Annotated in this window: 19 protein-coding genes and 1 pseudogene; 7 read left to right on the forward strand and 13 right to left on the reverse strand. The window is 69.5% G+C overall.

Features of this window, described 5'->3' with window-relative positions; genetic code table 11:
- Window positions 1–21 precede the first annotated feature (21 nt).
- From uvrC to uvrA, 3 genes are read right to left on the reverse strand one after another with little or no spacing between them, the layout of a single operon-like run.
- Window positions 22–1968, reverse strand: coding sequence for an excinuclease ABC subunit UvrC (gene uvrC / locus AC0L5F_RS02690; RefSeq protein WP_473315073.1), 1947 nt, complete (start codon window positions 1966–1968; stop codon window positions 22–24).
- On the reverse strand, window positions 1968–2891 hold the full coding sequence (locus tag AC0L5F_RS02695) for a DUF808 domain-containing protein (RefSeq protein WP_473315074.1): 924 nt from the start codon (window positions 2889–2891) through the stop codon (window positions 1968–1970). The genes uvrC and AC0L5F_RS02695 overlap by 1 nt, the downstream gene beginning before the upstream one ends.
- Window positions 2891–5767 carry an excinuclease ABC subunit UvrA gene (uvrA, locus tag AC0L5F_RS02700; RefSeq protein ID WP_473315075.1) on the reverse strand — a complete coding sequence of 959 codons (2877 nt, stop codon included), beginning with the start codon at window positions 5765–5767 and terminating at the stop codon, window positions 2891–2893. Before uvrA ends, AC0L5F_RS02695 begins: the two co-directional genes overlap by 1 nt.
- Before the next feature lie 145 nt (window positions 5768–5912).
- Here uvrA and AC0L5F_RS02705 point away from each other — a divergent pair, with 145 nt between their 5' ends.
- The 4 genes from AC0L5F_RS02705 to AC0L5F_RS02720 all read left to right on the forward strand — a co-directional run bounded on the left by AC0L5F_RS02705 (window position 5913) and on the right by AC0L5F_RS02720 (window position 8122).
- Window positions 5913–6107, forward strand: coding sequence for a hypothetical protein (locus tag AC0L5F_RS02705; RefSeq protein ID WP_473315076.1), 195 nt, complete (start codon window positions 5913–5915; stop codon window positions 6105–6107).
- A 13-nt stretch (window positions 6108–6120) separates the two neighbouring features.
- Window positions 6121–6774, forward strand: coding sequence for an MBL fold metallo-hydrolase (locus AC0L5F_RS02710; protein WP_473315077.1), 654 nt, complete (start codon window positions 6121–6123; stop codon window positions 6772–6774).
- A gap of 124 nt (window positions 6775–6898) precedes the next feature.
- Window positions 6899–7681 carry a putative protein N(5)-glutamine methyltransferase gene (locus AC0L5F_RS02715; protein WP_473315078.1) on the forward strand — a complete coding sequence of 261 codons (783 nt, stop codon included), beginning with the start codon at window positions 6899–6901 and terminating at the stop codon, window positions 7679–7681.
- A 9-nt stretch (window positions 7682–7690) separates the two neighbouring features.
- Window positions 7691–8122, forward strand: a complete 432-nt coding sequence (locus tag AC0L5F_RS02720) for a hypothetical protein (RefSeq protein ID WP_473315079.1) — start codon at window positions 7691–7693, stop codon at window positions 8120–8122.
- Here the strand turns inward: AC0L5F_RS02720 and AC0L5F_RS02725 are convergent.
- Genes AC0L5F_RS02725 through AC0L5F_RS02735 form a run of 3 tightly spaced genes read right to left on the reverse strand, consistent with a single transcriptional unit; the run spans window position 8112 to window position 11476 of the window.
- A complete protein-coding gene (locus AC0L5F_RS02725; RefSeq protein WP_473315080.1) occupies window positions 8112–9125 on the reverse strand; it encodes a hypothetical protein in 1014 nt (337 codons plus the stop codon). The genes AC0L5F_RS02720 and AC0L5F_RS02725 overlap by 11 nt on opposite strands.
- Window positions 9122–10408 carry a cytochrome P450 gene (locus AC0L5F_RS02730; protein WP_473315081.1) on the reverse strand — a complete coding sequence of 429 codons (1287 nt, stop codon included), beginning with the start codon at window positions 10406–10408 and terminating at the stop codon, window positions 9122–9124. Before AC0L5F_RS02730 ends, AC0L5F_RS02725 begins: the two co-directional genes overlap by 4 nt.
- A 24-nt stretch (window positions 10409–10432) precedes the next feature.
- On the reverse strand, window positions 10433–11476 hold the full coding sequence (locus AC0L5F_RS02735) for a TerC family protein (RefSeq protein ID WP_473315082.1): 1044 nt from the start codon (window positions 11474–11476) through the stop codon (window positions 10433–10435).
- 260 nt (window positions 11477–11736) lie between these two features.
- Between AC0L5F_RS02735 and AC0L5F_RS02740 the strand changes: the two genes are divergently transcribed.
- Window positions 11737–12753 carry a TerC family protein gene (locus AC0L5F_RS02740; protein WP_473315083.1) on the forward strand — a complete coding sequence of 339 codons (1017 nt, stop codon included), beginning with the start codon at window positions 11737–11739 and terminating at the stop codon, window positions 12751–12753.
- 2 nt (window positions 12754–12755) lie between these two features.
- Here the strand turns inward: AC0L5F_RS02740 and AC0L5F_RS02745 are convergent, their stop codons facing one another.
- Complete coding sequence (locus tag AC0L5F_RS02745; RefSeq protein ID WP_473315084.1) at window positions 12756–13397, reverse strand: hypothetical protein; 642 nt, start codon at window positions 13395–13397, stop codon at window positions 12756–12758.
- Entirely contained in the window at window positions 13394–14137 is a 744-nt protein-coding gene (locus tag AC0L5F_RS02750; RefSeq protein ID WP_473315085.1) for a hypothetical protein, read from the reverse strand. The genes AC0L5F_RS02745 and AC0L5F_RS02750 overlap by 4 nt, the downstream gene beginning before the upstream one ends.
- An 84-nt stretch (window positions 14138–14221) precedes the next feature.
- Between AC0L5F_RS02750 and AC0L5F_RS02755 the strand changes: the two genes are divergently transcribed.
- Complete coding sequence (locus AC0L5F_RS02755; RefSeq protein ID WP_473315086.1) at window positions 14222–15016, forward strand: MerR family transcriptional regulator; 795 nt, start codon at window positions 14222–14224, stop codon at window positions 15014–15016.
- Between the two features lie 2 nt (window positions 15017–15018).
- Here the strand turns inward: AC0L5F_RS02755 and uvrB are convergent.
- A pseudogene (gene uvrB, locus AC0L5F_RS02760) lies at window positions 15019–17104 on the reverse strand (excinuclease ABC subunit UvrB).
- A gap of 50 nt (window positions 17105–17154) precedes the next feature.
- Between uvrB and AC0L5F_RS02765 the strand changes: the two are divergent.
- Window positions 17155–17820 (forward strand): TetR/AcrR family transcriptional regulator, encoded by a 666-nt coding sequence (locus AC0L5F_RS02765; protein ID WP_473315087.1) that lies wholly within the window; start codon window positions 17155–17157, stop codon window positions 17818–17820.
- A gap of 40 nt (window positions 17821–17860) precedes the next feature.
- On the opposite strand, the gene AC0L5F_RS02770 is transcribed toward AC0L5F_RS02765, so the two are convergent.
- From AC0L5F_RS02770 to AC0L5F_RS02785, 4 genes are all read right to left on the reverse strand, one after another.
- On the reverse strand, window positions 17861–18679 hold the full coding sequence (locus AC0L5F_RS02770) for a hypothetical protein (RefSeq protein ID WP_473315088.1): 819 nt from the start codon (window positions 18677–18679) through the stop codon (window positions 17861–17863).
- Between the two features lie 134 nt (window positions 18680–18813).
- Window positions 18814–19125, reverse strand: coding sequence for a hypothetical protein (locus tag AC0L5F_RS02775; protein WP_473315089.1), 312 nt, complete (start codon window positions 19123–19125; stop codon window positions 18814–18816).
- 177 nt (window positions 19126–19302) lie between these two features.
- Entirely contained in the window at window positions 19303–19608 is a 306-nt protein-coding gene (locus tag AC0L5F_RS02780; protein WP_473315090.1) for a hypothetical protein, read from the reverse strand.
- Between the two features lie 198 nt (window positions 19609–19806).
- The gene (locus AC0L5F_RS02785; protein ID WP_473315091.1) at window positions 19807–20229 is read right to left on the reverse strand and encodes a hypothetical protein; all 423 of its coding nucleotides are present in this window, start codon (window positions 20227–20229) and stop codon (window positions 19807–19809) included.
- Window positions 20230–20396: the final 167 nt, after the last annotated feature.

Raw genomic sequence — 20396 nt, forward strand, 5'->3', positions numbered from 1 at the left:
ACTCCGTTCGTTGACGCTGTCTCACGAATCCTCCAGGATCTCGCCGGTGGCGGTGTTCACCGACGGCGCGGGCGCGGTCGCGGCCAGTGCCGCCACGATCGATTCTGCCGTAGTGGGACCGATGCCCGGAACCTCCGCGATCTGCTCGACCGACGCCGCACGCATCTTCTTGACCGATCCGAAGGTCTTCATCAACGCCTTGCGACGGGTGGGCCCGAGACCCGGTACCGGGTCGAGCAGGCTGTCGACCATGGACTTGCTGCGCCGGCCGCGGTGGTGCCCGATGGCAAACCGGTGCGCCTCGTCACGGAGTCGCTGCAGCAGGTAGAGCCCCTCGCTCGTGCGCGGCAGGATGACCGGATCCTCGTCGTCGGGCAGCCAGACCTCCTCCAGCCGCTTGGCGAGGCCGACGAGGGCGACGTCGTCGATGCCCAGGGCCGTCATGGCCCGGTGAGCTGCCTCGACCTGCGGCGGACCGCCGTCGACCACCACCAGCGACGGCGTGTAGGCGAATCGCCGCGGACGTCCGGTGTCGGGGTCGATGCCCGCCTCGGCGTCCTCACCCTCCTCCGCCCGCGCCTTGAGCAGCCGTTCGAACCGCCTGGTGATGACCTCGTGCATGGCGGCGACGTCGTTCTGGCCCTCGTGCCGCACGGTGAACCGCCGGTACTCGGACTTGCGCGGCAGACCGTCCTCGAAGACCACCATCGAGGCGACGATCTCCGTGCCCTGCAGGTTCGAGATGTCGTAGCACTCGATGCGCAACGGGGCCGTCGGCAGGTCGAGCGCCTCCTGGATCTCCTCCAGGGCCTTGCTGCGTGCCGTGAGGTCGCCGGAGCGCTGGAGCTTGTGCCGCATCATCGACTGCTTGGCGTTCTGCTCGACGGTCTGCATGAGCGCCTTCTTGTCGCCGCGCTGCGGCACCCGGATCTGCACCGGCCCGCCACGGCGCTCGGCGAGCAGCTCGGCGACGATCTCGTGGTCGGCCGGCAGCCGCGGCACGAGCACCTGGCGCGGGATCGCCGACGGGGAGGCGCCCTCGTACAGGGTCATCAGGGCGCGCTGCACCAGCTCGGGGAAGGCGGCGTCGTCGGCCTTGTCGGCCACCCATCCTCGCTGGCCCCGGATCCGTCCGCCGCGCACCGAGAAGATCTGCACCGCGACCTCGAGCGGGTCGTCGACGAACCCGAGCACGTCGGCGTCCGTGCCGTCGCCGAACACGACCGTCTGCTTCTCCAGCACCCGGTTCAGCGCACCCAGGTCGTCGCGCAGCTTGGCGGCGAGCTCGTACTCCTGTGCCTCGGAGGCCTGCTGCATGCGCTTCTCGATGCGCTGGGTGAAGCCGGCCGTCTGGCCCCCCATGAACGCCAGGAAGTCGTTGACGATCTCGCGGTGCTCGTCGGCGCTGACCCGGTCGACGCACGGCGCCGCACACTTGCCGATGTCACCGAGCAGGCACGGCCGGCCGATGGCCTTGGACCGACGGAACACTCCGGCCGAGCACGATCGCATCGGGAACACCCGCAGCAGGGTGTCGACCGTGTCGCGGATGGCCCAGGCGTGACCGTACGGACCGAAGTACCGGACCCCCTTGCGCTGGGCGCCGCGCATGACGGTGACCCGCGGGTACTCCTCGGCGACGGTCACCGCCAGCCAGGGATAGGACTTGTCGTCGCGGTACTTGACGTTGAACCGCGGGTCGAACTCCTTGATCCAGGAGTACTCCAGCGCCAAGGCCTCGACCTCGGTGGTGACGACCGTCCACTCCACCGACGCAGCCGTGGTGACCATGGTCTGGGTGCGCGGGTGCAGGTTCGTGACGTCCTGGAAGTACGAGCTGAGGCGCGGGCGCAGCGACTTGGCCTTGCCGACGTAGATGACCCGCCGCTCGGCGTCGCGGAAGCGGTACACGCCCGGATCGGCCGGGATCTCCCCCGGCTTCGGCCGATAGCTGGCGGGGTCGGCCATCAGTGCGCGGCGGTCTCTCGACGTGGCAGCAGGTGCAGCAGCGCCACCACCACGGCACCGACGAGCAGACCGACGACCGCCGAGCAGGCGGTGTTGACCAGCCAGCCGGGTGCTCCCCCGCCGACCGCCTCCTCGAGGTGGTGCACGGCGTCGTACGGGAGGTGCCAACCGAGGTCGTCGACGCCGACGAGCAGGATGTGTCCGCCCACCCACAGCATCGCAGCCGTGCCGACGACCGAGATGACGGCCAGGAGGCCGGGCATCGCGGTGACCATGGCGCGTCCGACGCGCTGCGAGAGCGTGGACGACCGCGCAGCCAGATGCAGACCGACGTCGTCCATCTTGACGATGATGGCGACCACGCCGTAGACGAGCAGCGTGATGGCGACCGCCACGACCAGCAAGATGATGGCTCGCGCGACGAACGGCTCGTCGGTCACCTCGTTGAGTGCGATCACCATGATCTCGCCGGACAGGATGAAGTCGGTGCGGATGGCCCCCGACACCATGGCCTGCTCCTGCTCGGGGCCGAGCCGGGTGACCGGTTCAGCCGGAGCGTCGTGGTGCGGGTGCAGCTTCTCCCAGATCTTCTCGGCGCCCTCGAAGCACAGGTAGGTGCCTCCGACCATCAGCAACGGCGTGAGCAGCCACGGCAGGAACTGGCTGAGCAGCAGTGCCGCGGGAAGGATGAACACGATCTTGTTGCGCAGCGAGCCGACGGCGATCTTCTTGATCATCGGCAGCTCGCGAGCTGCCGCGGCACCCTGCACGTACTGCGGCGTGACCGCCGTGTCGTCGACGACGACTCCGGCCGCCTTGGCGCTGGCGCGGCCGGCCGCCGCGCCGACGTCGTCGACCGATGCCGCTGCGAGCTTGGCGAGCGCGGCGACGTCGTCGAGCAGCGCGACCAGACCGCCGGCCATCAGCCGGCCTTCCGACCGTCGGCGAGCAACTGTGCCAGGAAGTGGCCGGTGTGGCTGTCGGGGTTCTCGGCCACCTGCTCCGGCGTGCCCTCCGCGACCAGCAGTCCGCCGCCGCTGCCACCCTCGGGGCCCATGTCGAGCACCCAGTCGGCGGTCTTGATGACGTCGAGGTTGTGCTCGATGACGATGACCGAGTTGCCGGTGTCGACGATGCGCTGCAGCACGCCGAGCAGCTTGCGGATGTCCTCGAAGTGCAGCCCGGTGGTGGGCTCGTCGAGGACATAGACGGTGCGACCGGTGGACCGCTTCTGCAGCTCGGCCGAGAGCTTCACGCGCTGGGACTCGCCGCCGGACAGCGTGGTGGCCGGCTGGCCGAGACGCACGTAGCCCAGGCCGACCTCGACCAGGGTGCGCAGGTGCCGCGCGATGACGGGGATGGCCTCGAAGAACTCGACGGCCTCCTCGATGGGCATGTCGAGGACCTCGGCGATGGTCTTGCCCTTGTAGTGCACCTCGAGCGTCTCGCGGTTGTAGCGCGCACCGTGACAGACCTCGCACGGCACGTAGACGTCGGGCAGGAAGTTCATCTCGATCTTGATGGTGCCGTCACCGGAGCATGCCTCGCAGCGGCCGCCCTTGACGTTGAAGGAGAACCGGCCTTGCTGGTAGCCGCGCATCTTGGCCTCGGGCGTCTGCGCGAACAGCTTGCGCACGTGGTCGAACACGCCGGTGTAGGTGGCCGGGTTGGAGCGCGGGGTGCGCCCGATGGGCGACTGGTCGACGTGGATGACCTTGTCGACCTCACCGAGGCCGTCGATGGTGCGGTGGCGCCCGGGGATGGTGCGGGCGTTGTAGATGCTGCGCGCCAGCTGGGTGTAGAGGATGTCGTTGACCAGCGTGGACTTGCCCGAGCCCGAGACGCCGGTGACGGCCACGAACTGCCCGAGCGGGAAGGTGACGTCGATGTCACGCAGGTTGTGCTCCTTGGCACCGCGGACCACGAGCTCGCGGCCCTTCTGACGCGGACGGCGGACGTCGGGCACCGGGATCGACTCGCGGCCCGACAGGTACTTGCCCGTGAGGGAGTCCTTGCTGGTGAGCAGCTCGTCGACGGGACCGGACACGATGACCTGTCCGCCGTGCTCGCCGGCACCCGGCCCGATGTCGACGGCCCAGTCGGCGGCCCGGATGGTGTCCTCGTCGTGCTCGACGACGATGAGCGTGTTGCCGAGGTCGCGCAGGCGCACGAGCGTCTCGATGAGGCGGTGGTTGTCGCGCTGGTGCAGGCCGATGGACGGCTCGTCGAGCACGTAGAGCACGCCGACCAGTCCGGCGCCGATCTGCGTGGCGAGTCGGATGCGCTGGGCCTCGCCGCCGGACAGCGAACCGGCGGCACGATCCAGGGCCAGGTAGTCGAGGCCGACGTCGAGCAGGAACCGCAGCCGTTCGTTGATCTCCTTGAGCACCCGCTCACCGATCTGGCGCTCGCGCTCGCTCATCTCGAGGTCGGAGAGGTAGTCGGCTGCTTCGGCGATCGACAGCGCGCAGACCTCGGCGATGTTCTTGGGTCCGTGGCGGTCGGAGTTGAGCTGGACGGCCAGGATGACCGGCTTGAGCCGGGTGCCGCCACACACCGGGCACGGCACCTCGCGCATGAAGCCCTCGAGGCGCTCGCGGTTGGTGTCGGACTCGGTCTCGTCGTGGCGACGCTCCAGGTAGCTGATCGCTCCCTCGAAGGCCGTGTAGTACGACCGCTCGCGGCCGTACCGGTTCTTGTAGCGCACGTGCACCTTGGTGGGGTGCCCGTGCAGCACCGCCTGCTGCGCGCTCTCGGGCAGGTCGCCCCACGGGGTGTCGGTGCTGAAGCCGAGCTCGTCGCCGAGCGCCTCGAGGATGCGGCTGAAGTAGTCGGCCACGTGCGCCGAGGCCCACGGGGACACGGCGCCCTCGTTGAGCGACTTGCTGTCGTCGGGGACGACGAGCTCGGGGTCGACCTCCATGCGGGTGCCGATGCCGTGGCACTCGCCGCAGGCGCCGAACGGGGCGTTGAACGAGAACGACCGCGGCTCGAGCTCGTCGACGGCCAGCGGGTGGTCGTTGGGACAGGCGAGCTTCTCGGAGAAGCGGCGGGTGCGACCCGGGTCGTCGTCGGGCAGGTCGACGTAGTCGATGATCACCAGGCCGTCGGCGAGGCCGAGGGCGGTCTCGATGGACTCGGTGAGTCGCTGCTTGGCGCTTCCCTTGACCTGCAGGCGGTCGACGACCACGTCGATGGTGTGCTTCTTCTGCTTGGCGAGCTTGGGCGGCTCGTCGGCGAGCATGTGCACCTCGCCGTCGACCACGGTGCGGCTGAAGCCCTGGCTCTGCAGCTGGCGGAACAGCTCGAGGTACTCGCCCTTGCGGCCGCGGATGATCGGTGCGAGCACCTGGAAGCGCTGGCCCTCCTCGCCGGCCATGATGCGGTCGACGATCTGCTGCGGGGTCTGCCGGGCGATGGGCTCGCCGCACTCGGGGCAGTGCGCGCGTCCGGCGCGGGCGTACAGCAGGCGCAGGTAGTCGTACACCTCGGTGATGGTGCCGACCGTGGATCTCGGGTTGCGCGACGTGGACTTCTGGTCGATCGAGACCGCCGGGGACAGGCCCTCGATGAAGTCGACGTCGGGCTTGTCCATCTGGCCCAGGAACTGCCGCGCGTAGGCCGACAGGGACTCGACGTAGCGGCGCTGACCCTCGGCGAAGATGGTGTCGAACGCCAGGGACGACTTGCCCGAGCCGGACAGCCCCGTGAACACGATCAGGGAGTCACGCGGGAGGTCGAGCGAGACGTCCTTGAGGTTGTTCTCACGGGCGCCGCGGACGACGAGACGATCGGTCACAGGAATCCTTGAGAGGTTCTGGTGGTGGGCAGTCAGGACGCGCGGTCCATCGTATCGACGCGCTCCGACAGTTTTTCAGCGGCAAGCGGTATCCGCAGGTCTGCAGACTATCGAACATCTGTTCGATCCTGCGTATGCTGCCGCCATGCGGCCGGTGCACGTCTGGGTACGGATCTGGGACATGACCTCCCCCATGCCCGGCGTCCTCATCCAGTGGCGTCGCGGAACCGCCGGCTGGGAGGGCTGGGTGGCCTACGTGGTGCACAGCGACACCCACCCGAAGCTGGAGCCGGAGGTCCACCTGCGCTGGCTCGACGCCGCCAAGCTCGAGAAGCGCTGACTACGCTGGCGGCATGACGTACACCGGAGAAGTCGAGGTCGGCGGCGCTGCCGACACCCAGGACGCGAACGACCTGCAGATCACCAAGGTCGCGGTCGGCCCGATGTCGAACAACGCCTACCTGCTCAGGTGCGCCCTCACCGGCGAGCAGGTGCTGATCGACGCCGCCAACGAGCCCGACACCCTGCTCGACCTGATCGGCGACGGGGGCCTCGCGCGCGTGGTGACCACTCACCGTCACCAGGACCACTGGGACGCGCTGGCCGAGGTGGTCGAGGCCACCGGTGCCGAGACGGTCGCCGGCGAGCGCGACGTCGAGGGCATCCCGGTGCCGACCACGCACCCCGTCGCCACGGGAGCGCGCGTGCGGGTCGGCTCGTGCGAGCTGGAAGTGATCGAGATCGTCGGACACACCCCCGGCTCCATCGTGCTCGCCTACGACGACCCCGACGGCATCGTGCACCTGTTCACCGGCGACTCACTGTTCCCCGGAGGCGTCGGCAAGACCTGGGAGCCGGGCGACTTCGAGACCCTCCTGGGCGAGGTCGAGACCAAGATCTTCGACCGCTTCGGCGACGACACCCACTTCTACCCCGGCCACGGCAACGACAGCACCCTGGGCGCCGAGCGCGCCTCGCTCCCCGAGTGGCGCGAACGCGGCTGGTAGAGCTCACCGAGTGGCGCACACTGTCCCGCGAGTGGCGCAGATTGGCTCGATTTGACCGGCAAATCTGACCACTTTGCGCCACTCGCGGGGCCGGGGGCCGGTGCGGATGGGGTTCACTGTGGTGATGGACCTCGTCGAGCGGCTGCGGGCGGCCGGGTGCGTGTTCGCGGAGGACGAGGCGGCCCTGCTGGTCGCCGAGGCCGCTGACGACGCGCACCTGGAGCAGATGGCGCAGCGACGCATCGAGGGTGAGCCGCTGGAGCAGATCGTCGGCTGGGCCGAGTTCGCGGGGCTGCGGCTCGTGGTGACGCCGGGCGTGTTCGTCCCGCGTCACCGCACCGAGCTGCTCGCACGCGAGGCGGTCCGCCTCACCCCTGCACGTGGCCGCATGCTCGACCTGTGCTGCGGAGTCGGCGCGGTCGGTGCAGCCGTCCGTGCGGTCCACCCGGGACTCGAGATCCACGCCACCGACATCGATCCGTACGCGGTCGACTGCGCACGCCGCAACATCACGTTCGCCACCACCCACACCGGCGACCTGTTCGACCCGCTCCCCCGCGACCTGCGGTTCGACGTCATCGCCGTCAACGCGCCCTACGTCCCCACCGACCAGATCGCGCACATGCCTCCGGAGGCGCGCGACCACGAGCTGCACGCCGCCCTCGACGGAGGCCACGACGGCGTCGAGGTGCACCGGCGCGTCGCGGCCGAGGTCAACGACTGGTTGACGCCTGGCGGGCACGTCCTGATCGAGACCGCCGGGCACCTGGCGCCGCTCACCACGGCCGCACTCTCCGACGCCGGTCTGCGCACCCGAACCCTGCACGACGAGGACGTGGGCGGCACCGTCGTGGTCGGCACCCGGACCCGGCGGTCTTCAACTGGCAGCGCCGGCCAGATCGCCTAGCCTCGGACCATGCGCACGACGCGGCTCGTTCCCGCCCTCGCCCTCGGACTCGCCGTCCTTGCTGGATGCTCGGGCACGTCGTCCGAACCCGATGGCCCCGACCCGTCAGCCACCGACCCGTCAGCCACCGCCAAGGACGCCTGCACCGAGGTCGTCGCCGGGATCGACGCGTTCAACCTCGGCGACTACGTGGAGACGGTCGACCACTTCCGCAAGGCCGTCCCACTGGCCGAGGCACAGGCGAAGTCCGACGCCTCCAAGAAGGCGACCGACCTGGTCGAGGCGGTCAAGTACTACGCCGACCTCGACCCCGAGGGCTACCCGGAGGCCGCACGGTCGTCCCCGGAGTTCGCCAAGTACAAGGCGATCACGCTGGGTCAGTGCGTCCCCGTCGGTGAGCCGAGCAGCGGCTCGACCGCACCCCCGCCCGTCACGACCTAGGGTTCGCGTCCGGGGGTCCGTCCTGCGGTTCCTCGTGCACCATCGCCTGGTAGACCGTGTGCACCGCGATGGCTCGTTCGAGCTCGGCCGCGAGCCCGGAGAAGAACTGCCGCCGATAGTTCTCGTCCGTCACCGCCGACACGGTGAAGTACAGGCCCGAGAACGCCGCGAGGAACACCGACACCTGGAACAGGTCGTTCGTGACCGGCAGCGTGCGACCGATCGCCGACGGCAGGCTCGACACCGGCTGCCCGGTCCACGCCTCGATGGTGGAGTCCGGGATGGTCAGCGCGCCGAACGCCACGAAGAACGCGAACAGACCGGCCGACAGCAGCAGCACCTGGATCGCCTGGCTGAACAGCATCATCAGCACCAGGTTGACCCGCGCGAAGCGAGGCAGCGGAGCCGTCCTGCCGCCGATCCGCACCGCGGCGACCGCAGCCGGCGTGCCCTGGCAGGCTTCGCCGATGCGCTCACCGACGACGTGGTCCTCGACGGCCCGCACCTCCTCGGGGAGCCGGGCCAGCAGGAACAGCAGCCCGAAGCCACCGAAGAAGCCGACCGACAGCCACAGCACGCTGCGCGACATCAGGGCTGCGACCTGCCACACCTCGGCGTTGATGAACAAGAAGGTGACCGCCAGCAGCAGCAACGGCAGCGCGCGCGTCAGCAGCGGGACGAGCAGTCCCAGCGACCCGAACGTGCGGCGCAGCGCCCACCGCAGCATCGTGCCCATGCGCAGGAAGCTGCCCGCAAAGCCGCCCAGCACGAGGAAGAACACGCCGACACCCGTGACGAACCCCGTCGAGGTGTCGTCGACCGCCATGCCGACCGCGGTTCCCGCCGTTGCCCCCAGCACCACGATCAGCACGAGGACCGCCGTGATGCGCCAGCTGGCCAGCCACTCCTCGACGTCCTCGGCGTGGTCGCCGGCGAAGTACGGGAGCCCCTGCGTGTCGAACCAGTCCTCGATCAGGTCGACCTGCGATCGCGGCTCGCTCACAAGGTGACCGGCAGGTCGTCGACTCCGTACACGAACGACAGCTGGCGAAAGCTCAGGTCGGCCTCCGGGCCGGCCAGCGCGAGATCGGGGAATCGACGCAGCAGCTTCGGGAACACGGTGCGCAGCTCGATGCGGGCCAGCTCGGCGCCGATGCAGCGATGGATGCCGTGCCCGAAGGCGAGGTGACCCGAGGCGGGGACGCGATACGGGTCGAACGAGTCGGGATGATCGCCCACGGCCGCGCCGTCGCGATTGGCGCCGGTCAGCGACGCGATGACGACGTCGCCGGCCCTGACCTGCTCACCGAACAGCTCCATGTCCTGCTTGGCGAAGCGCGGGAAGGCCACCTGCACCACCGCGAGGTAGCGCAGCAGCTCCTCGACGATCCGGTCGACGTCCTCGCGGGACCCGTCACGCATGAGCGCAGCGTGCTCGGGATTGCGCAGCAGCACCAGCGTGCCGAGCGCGATCATGCCGGCGGTGGTCTCGAACCCGCCGGTGAAGATGCCGTCGGCGAGCCCGGCGAGGTCGACGTCGTTGATCGTGTCGCCCTCGTCGCGGATGATCTGTCCGAGCAGGCCCGGGCCGGGGTCCTTGCGCTGACGCTCGACGGCGGCGAACAAGAACTCCCGCTGGGCCGAGACCGCGCCGAACGCCGCGCCTCCCAGGTTGGCGTCGAAGCGCGCGCTGCCGAGCTTCTCGAAGGCGTCGCGGTCCTGGTAGTCCAGCCCCAGGAGTGCGCAGATGGTCTGGAACGGCACGGGAAAGGCGAGTGTCTTGGCCAGGTCGACGACGCCGGTCTCGAGGGCGCCCTTCTCCAGCTCGTCGAGCTGCTGATCGACGATCTCGTCGATCATCGGCTCGAGTCGCGCCAGGCGCCGCATCGTGAACTCCGGCGTGACGATCTTGCGAAGCCGGGTGTGCAGGGGCGGATCGGTGAACCCGAGGCCGCCGACGTCGTCGGCCGTGGCCGGGCCGTCACCGCTGAACAGGTGCCGGATGTCGTTGCTGTACGAGGAACGGTCGGTGAGGACCTGGCGTGCCTCGGCGTACCCGGTGACCAGCCAGAGCCGGAAGTCGAACGGCATCGGCAGCAGCTGCATCGGCGCGGTCTCGCGGTACTGCTTGATCTCCGGCAGCGGATCGACCCCGTTGCGCCGCAGCGGGATCTTGGTCGGCTCGGGGATGAACTTGATCCGAGACAGGTCGATCCCGCGGGACTGGATGCGGCGGGCGATGAACGCACCCGTCAGGCGCCGCACCATACCGGGGAGGTTGAGCACGTGCAGCAACCTACACCGGCAAACTCAGCTGTCGGCGTCACCCGGGTACTGGTCGTCGGGAATTCTGTCGCCCTGCGGCGTCAGACCGCGCCGCGTCCGGCGGCCCGACACGACCAGGCTGACGGCGGCCGTCACGCCCAGGATCACCACGATCACGCCCAGGCTGAGCAGTGTCGGGATCTCCGGGACGTCGACCTTCTCGCCTCCGTTGAGGAACGGCACGTCGTTCTCGTGCAACGCGTGCAGCAGCAGCTTGACGCCGATGAACGCCAGCAGCAGCGCCAAGCCCTGCGAGAGGTAGATCAGGCGCTTCAGGAGGTCACCGAGCAGGAAGTACAGCTGGCGCAGACCCATCAGGGCGAAGACGTTCGCCGTGAAGACGAGGTATGGCTCGCTGGTGAGCCCGTAGATCGCCGGGATGGAGTCGAGCGCGAACAGCAGGTCGGTGGTGCCGAGCGCGATGACCACCAGGAACATCGGCGTCACCACCCGCTTGCCGTTCTTGCGCACCACCAGCTTCAGCCCGTCCCAGGTGGTCGAGATGTCGAAGCGTCGGCGGGCGAAACGCACCACGGCGTTCTCGCCGTCGTCGTCGTGGTCGGTGTCCTTGACCAGCGTCCAGGCGGTGTAGATCAAGAAGGCGCCGAAGAGGTAGAAGACCCACGAGAACTGGTCGATCGCCACGGCACCGAGCGCGATGAAGACGGCCCGGAACACCAGGGCGATGATGATGCCGACCAGCAGTGCCTCCTGCTGGAACTTTCGTGGCACGTTGAAGCTGCCCATGATGATGATGAAGATGAACAGGTTGTCGATCGAGAGGCTGTACTCGGTCAGCCACCCGGCGAAGAACTGCAGGCCGTAGTCGCCGTTCGGCCCCGGCGTGTTGTGGTGGACCGTCACCCAGATGCCGAACGCGATCGCGAGGCCCACGTAGATCGCCAGCGCCGTGACGCACTCGCGCGTCGTCGGCTCGTGCGGTCGCCGTGACACCACGACCACGTCGAACAGCAGCACGCCGACGGTCACGGCGATGGTGATGGACCACTCGAGGGCCGAGACGTCCATGGCTCGCTCCTTGTCCTCGTGTGCCCTGCGGCTCGTCCGAGCCGATGAGCAGTCTGTCAGGCACCGCCCGACGACGCCGGGCGCGGGGACGGTCACCGCGTTGCTCGCGTGTGCGATACTGAAGGCGTGTGGAGGGGAGTATCCCCGCTCGCAGCTGCTCGTCATCACGGCTCTTTCGGGCCCGGGTCAGCTGGTCGGCCCCACAGCCGGCGGGAGAGACCTCCGACGTGTCCCGTCGATCCACCAATCGGAGTGTCCCGATGAACCCCTCCCTGTCCACCTGGCTGATCACCTGCGCCGTGATCGCCGCCTTCTTCGTCTTCGACTTCTTCAGCCACGTGCGCAAGCCGCACGAGCCGTCCCTGCGCGAGTCGGGGTTGTGGTCGGCGTTCTACGTCGCCCTGTCGATCGCGTTCGGCTTCCTCGTCTGGGCGGTCTGGGGGTCGCGGTACGGCGGCGAGTTCTTCGCCGGCTACGTGACCGAGAAGGCCCTGTCGGTCGACAACCTGTTCATCTTCGTCATCATCATGGCCAGCTTCAACGTGCCGCGGAAGTACCAGCAGAAGGTGCTCCTGATCGGCATCGCGATGGCGCTGGTCCTGCGGGGGCTGTTCATCTGGGCCGGCGCCGCTGCGATCGACGCGTACAGCTGGGTGTTCTACCTGTTCGGCGTGTTCCTGCTCTACACCGCGGTCAAGCTGGTGGTCGACCACGCGCAGGACGACAGCGCGGACGACCGGTCCGACAGCGCGATGATCCGCCTGGTCAAGAAGGTCCTGCCCACCACCGACGAGTACGACGGGGACCGGCTCACCACCCGGGTGAACGGCCGCCGGCTCCTCACGCCCATGTTCTTGACGCTGGTGGCGATCGGCCTGACCGACGTGCTGTTCGCGCTCGACTCGGTGCCGGCCATCTACGGCCTCACCGAGGAGCCCTACCTGGTCTTCACGGCCAACGCGCTGGCTCTCATGGGGCTGCGCCAGCTCTACTTCCTGATCGGCGGCCTGCTGGTGCGCCTGGTCTACCTCTCGTACGGCCTCTCGATCATCCTGGGCTTCATCGGCGTCAAGCTGGTGCTGCACGCCCTGCACGAGAACGAGCTGCCGTTCGTCAACGGCGGACAGAAGGTTCCGGTGCCCGAGGTCTCGACCGCGGTGTCGCTGACCGTCATCGTCGGCGTCCTGGTCGTCACCACCGTGGCGAGCCTGCTGCGTACCCGACACCTCGCAGAACGCGACGCCGATCGGTCGGACCTGGTCGACGAGGACGCCTGAGCTCAGCGCCCGGCCTGGTCCAGCAGGCGGGACTCGAGCCGCACGATGGCCGAGGCCACCTGGTCCGGGGCGACCACCTGGTGCAGGTGACGACCGGCCAGCTCCTCCACGGGCCACTCATGGTCGGTCGCGAACGAGACCTGCTCCGCGTAGGTGTCGCCGAACGCCAGGTAGGCCGACGGCGTCTCGGCCCATCCGTGCGGCACAGGAACGGTCCCGTCGAAGTAGTCGAGGCGAAGTCGGGGCTCCTCGGCGCGGATGTGCGCCAGGGTCGCGGGGTCGGGCACCAGGGCGGCGACCTCCGACTCGGGCCACCATCGTGTCCAGGGCGGAAGCCTGCCGTCGCCGTCCGCGAGCGTCGCCAGGTGGCTCCGCAGCTCCGGGTGCGTGAGCGGCGTGGGTGACGCGGTCGGCAGAGCCGCGTCGACGTAGACGGTGGCACCTGCTCCAAGTCGTTCGGCCACGCACGGCGCGTAGAGACCCGCGTTGCTGTGCGGCACGAGGGTCAGCCGCCCGGAGACCTGGACCGTGCGGGGATCGGCGATCACGACACGACGGCCCCTGCGCTCCAGGACCCGGGCGCACGCGGCCCAGGTCGACGTCCCCACCAACGGGCTGGCGAGCAGCACGAGGGCAGGGCTCATCGGCTGGCGCCGTCAGCCCGGTGGACGTTGATGGTGAAGGTCACGGTCGTCAGGATCGGGTCGGAGCCGAGACCCGGGTGGTTCGGAGCGTCGGGCGGCGCCGTCTGCGGCTCCACGCACACCACTGCACTGCTGCCGTCGAAGATCACCCACCACGGGGCGTCGGTCGAGAGATCGAGTGACAACGCTCCGGGCCACGTGAGCCGCGGGGATGCCGCGAGCGTCAGGCAGTCGTCCCACGGTCGCGCAGTCGGATCGACCAGCCGCCCGGTGGGAAGGTGGTCGGGGCCGCGCTCGACCATCGTGACCGGCTCGACGTCGAGCACCACCGGTTCACCGGCGTCGAGGGTGCGGCGGAACCACGGGTGGAAGCCCACCGAGCACCAGCCGTCGGCCGGGCCGTGCCAGGCGAGGCTCATCTCCAGACCGTCGTCGAGCAGCAGGTAGCCCAGCGTGGCGACGCCCGGCTCCCCCGCCGCGTCCGACAGCCGGGTGGAGAACTCGCCGTCGCCGTGGTCGGTCCACACCGCGTCGCGGCCGGAGCCGTGCATGTCGTGTCCGCGCAGACGTCCCGCCCACGGCACCATCGGGTAGCAGCCGGTGCCGACCGAGTCGTCGGCCGTGCCGGGATCGGCGCCGCCGAGCACCTCGTGTCCGTCGAGGCTCAGCGACACCAGCCGCGCGCCGCGCGCCGGGTCGATCTCGGCCCGGACTCGCTCGTTCTGCAGCACCACCGTCACCGGACCAGTGTGGACGACGCCGGACCGACGTCGTCGTGCGGCAGGCTTGACCCTGACGCGACGTGAGGCAGGAGCGTGGTCGACATGACACAGCGCGAGGACGTTCAGGTCCGGTGGACCGTCGGAGACGTGGCCCGCGAGCTCGGCGTGACGGTGCGAACGCTGCACCACTACGACGAGATCGGGTTGCTGCATCCGTCGGTCCGTGGGGCGAACGGCTACCGGTACTACACCGCGGACGACCTGTCCCGGTTGCGCACCATCGTCGTGTGGCGACGCCTGGAGATCCCGTTGGACGAGATCTCCCGGATGCTGCGCGACGACGCCGATCACCTCGGACACCTGCGACGTCAACGCGCTGCCGTCCTGACACGGCTCGACGAGCTCTCCGGGCTCGTCCGAGCGATCGACAACGCACTGGAGGCACAGATGAACGACACACCAGCCAGCACCGCCGACATGAAGGAGATCTTCGGCTCGTCCTTCGACGACGGGTACGCCGCCGAGGCCGAGGAGAAGTGGGGCGACACCGCGGAGTGGAAGCAGTCGGCGGAGCGCACCAAGAACTACACCCGGGCTCAGTGGGAGCAGATCAAGGCCGAGTCGGACGCCGTGGAGGCCACCTTGCTGGCGACGTTCCGCGCCGGCGAGGCACCAACGTCCGACGCCGCGATCGCGGCGGTCGAGGCCCACCGCCTCCACATGGACACGTGGTTCTACGACTGCGGTCCGGTGATGTACCGCAACCTCGCGCACCTGTACGTGCAGGACCCGCGGTTCACCGCGCGGTACGACGACGCCCACGGAGCACCCGGGTTCGCCGACTGGGTCAGCCGGGCGATGCAGGCCCGCGCGGACCAGCTGGAAGCCGCTCGCTGAGGTCAGGCGCCGGCCTCGATCATGCCGCGCAGCTCCTTCTTGAGGTCGCGGATCTCGTCGCGCAGCCGGGCTGCCACCTCGAACTGCAGCTCGGCTGCCGCGGTGTGCATCTGCTCGCTGAGCTGCTCGACGAGGGCCGCGAGCTCGCCGGACGGCAGATCGGCCAGATCGGCGGTGTGCTGCCCGAGCGGCACCGGTGCGCCCCGACGCTTGTGGTCGCCGGTGGCCGCCAGCAGCTGCGTGGTGTCGGCGTCCTCGCGGGCGAGCATGTCGGTGATGTCACCGATCTTCTTGCGCAGCGGTGTGGGGTCGATGCCGTGCTCGGTGTTGTAGGCGACCTGCTTGGCGCGACGGCGGTTGGTCTCGTCGATGGCCAGCGCCATGGAGTCGGTGATGGAGTCGGCGTACATGATGACCTGCCCCGACACGTTGCGTGCCGCGCGGCCGATGGTCTGGATGAGCGACCGGCCGGAGCGCAGGAAGCCCTCCTTGTCGGCGTCGAGGATGGCGACGAGGCTGACCTCGGGCAGGTCGAGCCCCTCGCGCAGCAGGTTGATGCCGACCAGGACGTCGTACTCGCCCATGCGGAAGCTCGCGCAGCAGCTCCACGCGGCGGAGCGTGTCGACCTCGCTGTGCAGGTAGCGGGTGCGGATGCCGGCCTCGAGCAGGTAGTCGGTGAGGTCCTCGGACATCTTCTTGGTGAGCGTGGTCACCAGCACGCGCTCGTTGCGCTCGACGCGCAGGCGGATCTGATCGATGAGATCGTCGATCTGGCCCTTGGTGGGCTTGATCACGACCTCCGGATCGATCAGTCCGGTGGGCCGGATGATCTGCTCGACCATGTCGCCGTCGACCTTGCCGGTCTCGTAGCTGCCCGGCGTGGCCGACAGGTACACCGTCTGACCGATGCGCTGCAGGAACTCCTCCCACTTCAGCGGCCGGTTGTCCATGGCGCTGGGCAGGCGGAAGCCGTGCTCGACCAGGGACCGCTTGCGGGACATGTCGCCCTCGAACATCGCCCCGATCTGCGGGATGGTCACGTGCGACTCGTCGACGACGAGCACGAAGTCCTCGGGGAAGTAGTCGAGCAGGCAGTTGCCCGGTGTGCCCGGCCCCCGGCCGTCCATGTGGCGCGAGTAGTTCTCGATGCCGGCACAGGTGCCCACCTGCTGCATCATCTCGATGTCGTAGGTGGTGCGCATGCGCAGCCGCTGCGCCTCGAGCAGCTTGCCCTCCTTCTCGAGCTCGGCGAGCCGCTCGGCCAGCTCGATCTCGATGGTGCGGATGGCCCGTTGCATGGTCTCGTTGCCGGCCGCGTAGTGCGTGGCGGCGCCGACGTAGAGCTCGGTGTCCTCGCTGAGCACCTCACCGGTGAGCGGGTGCAGGGTCATGAGCCGCTCGATCTCGTCGCCGAAGAACTCCACCCGCACCGCCATCTCCTGGTACACGGGGAAGATCTCCAGGGTGTCGCCCTTGACCCGGAACGTGCCGCGGGTGGAGCTGACGTCGTTGCGCACGTACTGGGCCTGCACGAGGGTGCGCAGGAGCTGCTCGCGCTCGACCTCCTCGCCGACCTTGAAGCCGATCATGCGCTCGAGGTACTCCTGCGCCGAGCCGAGACCGTAGATGCACGACACGGTGGCGACCACGATGACGTCGCGCCGGGTGAGCAGCGACCAGGTGGCCGAGTGTCGCAGCCGCTCGACCTCCTCGTTGATGGAGGAGTCCTTCTCGATGTAGGTGTCCGTCTGCGCGATGTACGCCTCGGGCTGGTAGTAGTCGTAGTACGACACGAAGTACTCGACGGCGTTGTGCGGCAGCAGCTCGCGCAGCTCGTTGGCGAACTGGGCCGCCAGGGTTTTGTTGGGCATCATGACCAGCATCGGGCGCTGCAGACGCTCGGCCAGCCACGCCGTGGTGGCGGTCTTGCCCGTGCCCGTGGCACCCATGAGCACGACGTCCTGGACGCCGGCGTCGATGCGCCGCTGCAGCTCGTCGATGGCAGCGGGCTGGTCGCCGGCCGGCTGGTACTCCGACACGACCTCGATGGGCGCCACCTGGCGCCGCAGTTCTGTCACGGACCTCATGTCACGAGCGTACGTGGCACCTCGGACAGTCCGGGTTCTACAGTGGACCGATGAGCAGCGACGACGTGACCACGGCATCCGGACGACGCTCTGCGCGCCGGCAGGAGATCCTGTCGGCCACACGAACCCTGTTCGACGCCAACGGATCGCGCGATGCGCAGATCGAGGACATCGCCCGGGCCGTGGGCATCAACCGGGCCATCATCTATCGCCACTTCTCCGGCAAGGAGGAGCTGTTCGCCGAGACGTTGGTGGGCTATCTCACCGAGCTGGCGGCGGCGCTGACCGCTGCCGACGACCCCGCCCGATCCGCTGCCGACCGTCTCGGCTCGCTGTCCGACGCGATGATCGACTACGGGGTCGCCAACCCGGCCTTCGTCGACTGCGCGCTCACGCTGCTGCGACGCCCCGGCGACGAGCTGATGCAGGAGGTCGGCCAGCCGGTCATGATCAGCCTGGGCCACGCCATGTGGTCGAGCCTGAGCCACGTGGTAGAGGTGCTCGAGGCAGGCGTCAAGGCCGGCGAGTTCGACGTCCCCGATCCCGTGCTGCTGTCGAACATCCTCTACACCCAGGCGCTCGGCATCATCAGCCTCGCGATGCTGCAGCTGTCGGTGCACGAGACCCGTCCCGGCATGCCGGTGGCCGAGTCCGTGCCGCTGCAGGAGATCAAGCGCTACGCACGCATCAGCGCCGTCGCGACGGCACGGGGTTGAATCACTGGGTTGAATCACGGGGCTGAATCACGGGGCTGAATCACCCTCCGTCGCCACACCCGGTTCCCACCGTGACGCTGCCGACCCGGGTCGTGGTCTCTCCACCCGGACCGGACGCCACGACCAGCACGTCGTAGGTGCCCGCCTTCTCGGTGTCGTAGCCGGACGTGAGCGTGCCCGACCACTGGGTGCCCCGCGCCGTCGACATCTCGGCGCGCGTGAGCCCGGGCACGCGGATCGACACGGTGTCGGCGCCCTCGACGGTGGCGAACACGTCGACCGTGGTGCCACACGAGGCGCGGACCGCCAAGAACGTGTTCGCGCCGAACGAGGTCGCCCCGATCACGGGTGAGTCGCTGATGACTCCCCCGTCGGGCTCGCCGCCGAGATCGGGGTCGATCGGTTCCTCGGTCGTCGTCTCCGTCGGCGACGGGGTCGGCGTCGGGGTGTCCGTCGGGATCGGCTCGTCCGTGGGTTCGTCGGCCGGGCCCACCACCGCGATCTCGCGCTCCTGGGACTGTGCACCGGTGCCACCGACCTGGCGCACCACGAGCAGGTGGTCCCCCGGGTCGGCCCGCCAGGTGAACTCGGCGTAGACCAGGCGGCCGGACCTGACCAGGCTGGAGTCGGTCGCCACCGTGTCGCCGTCGACGACGAGCTCCAGGCCGTCGATCGTCGACACCGACGACGCGTGCGCCTGCACCTGCACCTCGCCGGGCGCGCGGCCACCCGACAACGGCGCGTCGATCCACACCGACGACGCCGCGGCGGGGGGCTCGTCGGCGGTCAGCGCCACCGCACCTGCGGCGAGACCGGTCGCGGCCATCACGATCGGGGCGACGAAGGTGGGCCAGGGCACGTGGGAACTGTAGTGCCACCGGACGTGCTTTCGGCCGGAATCACGCCGAATCCCCACCATCGAGCAGCCCGGCGGACGGCGTTCTCCGCGCTACCGTGACGCATGCTCTCAGGTCGGGCGCGAGTCGCTCTCGCCTACGTGCTCGCGCTGGTCGTCCTCGTCGCCGGAGTCCTGGTGTTCGTGCAGCACCGGCGCGGCTCCGCCGACCCCTCCCGGGACGCCACCCCCGTCGCGGCAGCAGCGACCATGCCGTTCACCGTCAGCCTCTCGGTCCCGTCCGACGGGCGGACGAGACTCGGGACGACGGTGAACGTGGCGGCCGCCGGGGTGTCGCGGGGCTCGATCGAGGAGTACCAGCTCTTCGACGGTGACGTGCTGGTCGCGTCCGCGCCCTCGGGCAGCAGCGGATCGGCAATCCTGTCGTACCCGGCGCTGCGTGTCGGCACGCGGCTTCTCTACGTGCGTGCCACCGACGACACCGGCGCCGTGGCCTTCAGCGCGCCGGTCCGGCTGCAGGTCGCTGCCGGGCGCCTCGGCGGCGAGGTGGGCGTCCGGGTGCCGACCCTCCCCCGAGAGACGGCCGCCGACGTCGCCGTACGACTCCGGGTCGACCGAGATCGCGTCTACGTCGGCCCGGCCGACGACGCTGCGGCGGACGCCCTGCCGACCGCAGCCTCTGCTCGCGACACCTTCCCGGCCGGCAGGTCGGCGATCGTCGTCGTCACCGCCGACCCGACCGCCGAGCCCACCGCCAAGCCCGTCGTCCAGGGCTCGTCGAAGGCGCTGACCGTCACCGCGAAGGGGTGTGCCGTGACGCTGGCGAGTGCGACGGTGGACGGCACGGCGGTGTTCGTCGAGGCGACGACCTCCGGGTGGGTCGAGGTCGGCAGCGCCAAGGCCGGTCGGTCGCTCACGCTCTCGGCAGTCACGCCCGGCACCCACGTCTACGCGGCTCGACAGAGCGCCGGGCGGTCGACCGGACAGTCCACGGCCGTCTCGGTCGACCTGCCGGCCTCGTGCAGCACTGCCGGCGGTGGATGGTCCGGCACGGCACGGATCGTCGACGGCCAGCTGTACGTCGACCAGCCCTCCGGCGGCTCGGTCTATGCGTACGTGCAGGTCGACGGTCAGCCGGCCCGCAGGATCCCGGCGTCACAGGACGCGTTCCTGCCCGGCACGGCGGTCAACGACATCAGCGACCAGCTGCCCCGTCTGGTCGGCTCGTCACTCGAGCTGGAGGTCTGGAAGGGCGGCGAGCTGCCCCTGAAGGTGGCCGAGGGACGCCTCACGGTTCCTGCCGGGCAGACCATCCAGTCGATCGTCGGCGAGCCGAACCTGCTCTCGGTGGCCTTCACCGACGACCCGACCCACACCTCGGTCGACCTCGACAACGACGACGCCGTGGTCGGATTCACCTGGACCAGCGAGTCCAGCCGGGTCGGCAAGGTGCTGTGGCAGGTGACCACACGAGACCCGGGTTCTCGCAACCTGTCGCTGGCCCCTGACGGACTGATCGCCTCCGGCGTCAGCGCCAGCACCAGCTCCGGCACGGATCGCTCCTCGGGCACCTTCGACGTCGACTCGGCCAAGATCCCCGGTCACGCGGACGTCTCCAACGCCTCGACACCGGGGTCGGGGACCGGCGTCGTGCAGGCCACCGGCCCCGGCGCCGCCATCGCGCTGACCAAGCCGGGCTCGGTCTCCTACGCAGCCACGC

It is taken from the genome of Aeromicrobium sp. 10G20-16 (assembly GCF_055809665.1).

What these genes read in the sequence shown, in the direction of transcription:
- AC0L5F_RS02720 (WP_473315079.1), top strand. Translation starts at nt 7,691, where the DNA reads ATGCGCACGACGCGGCTCGTTCCCGCCCTCGCCCTCGGACTCGCCGTC.
- AC0L5F_RS02755 (WP_473315086.1), top strand. Translation starts at nt 14,222, where the DNA reads ATGACACAGCGCGAGGACGTTCAGGTCCGGTGGACCGTCGGAGACGTG.
- AC0L5F_RS02695 (WP_473315074.1), bottom strand. Translation starts at nt 2,891, where the DNA reads ATGGCCGGCGGTCTGGTCGCGCTGCTCGACGACGTCGCCGCGCTCGCC.
- AC0L5F_RS02715 (WP_473315078.1), top strand. Translation starts at nt 6,899, where the DNA reads ATGGACCTCGTCGAGCGGCTGCGGGCGGCCGGGTGCGTGTTCGCGGAG.
- AC0L5F_RS02745 (WP_473315084.1), bottom strand. Translation starts at nt 13,397, where the DNA reads ATGAGCCCTGCCCTCGTGCTGCTCGCCAGCCCGTTGGTGGGGACGTCG.
- AC0L5F_RS02735 (WP_473315082.1), bottom strand. Translation starts at nt 11,476, where the DNA reads ATGGACGTCTCGGCCCTCGAGTGGTCCATCACCATCGCCGTGACCGTC.
- AC0L5F_RS02740 (WP_473315083.1), top strand. Translation starts at nt 11,737, where the DNA reads ATGAACCCCTCCCTGTCCACCTGGCTGATCACCTGCGCCGTGATCGCC.
- AC0L5F_RS02710 (WP_473315077.1), top strand. Translation starts at nt 6,121, where the DNA reads ATGACGTACACCGGAGAAGTCGAGGTCGGCGGCGCTGCCGACACCCAG.
- uvrC (WP_473315073.1), bottom strand. Translation starts at nt 1,968, where the DNA reads ATGGCCGACCCCGCCAGCTATCGGCCGAAGCCGGGGGAGATCCCGGCC.
- AC0L5F_RS02705 (WP_473315076.1), top strand. Translation starts at nt 5,913, where the DNA reads ATGCGGCCGGTGCACGTCTGGGTACGGATCTGGGACATGACCTCCCCC.
- AC0L5F_RS02765 (WP_473315087.1), top strand. Translation starts at nt 17,155, where the DNA reads ATGAGCAGCGACGACGTGACCACGGCATCCGGACGACGCTCTGCGCGC.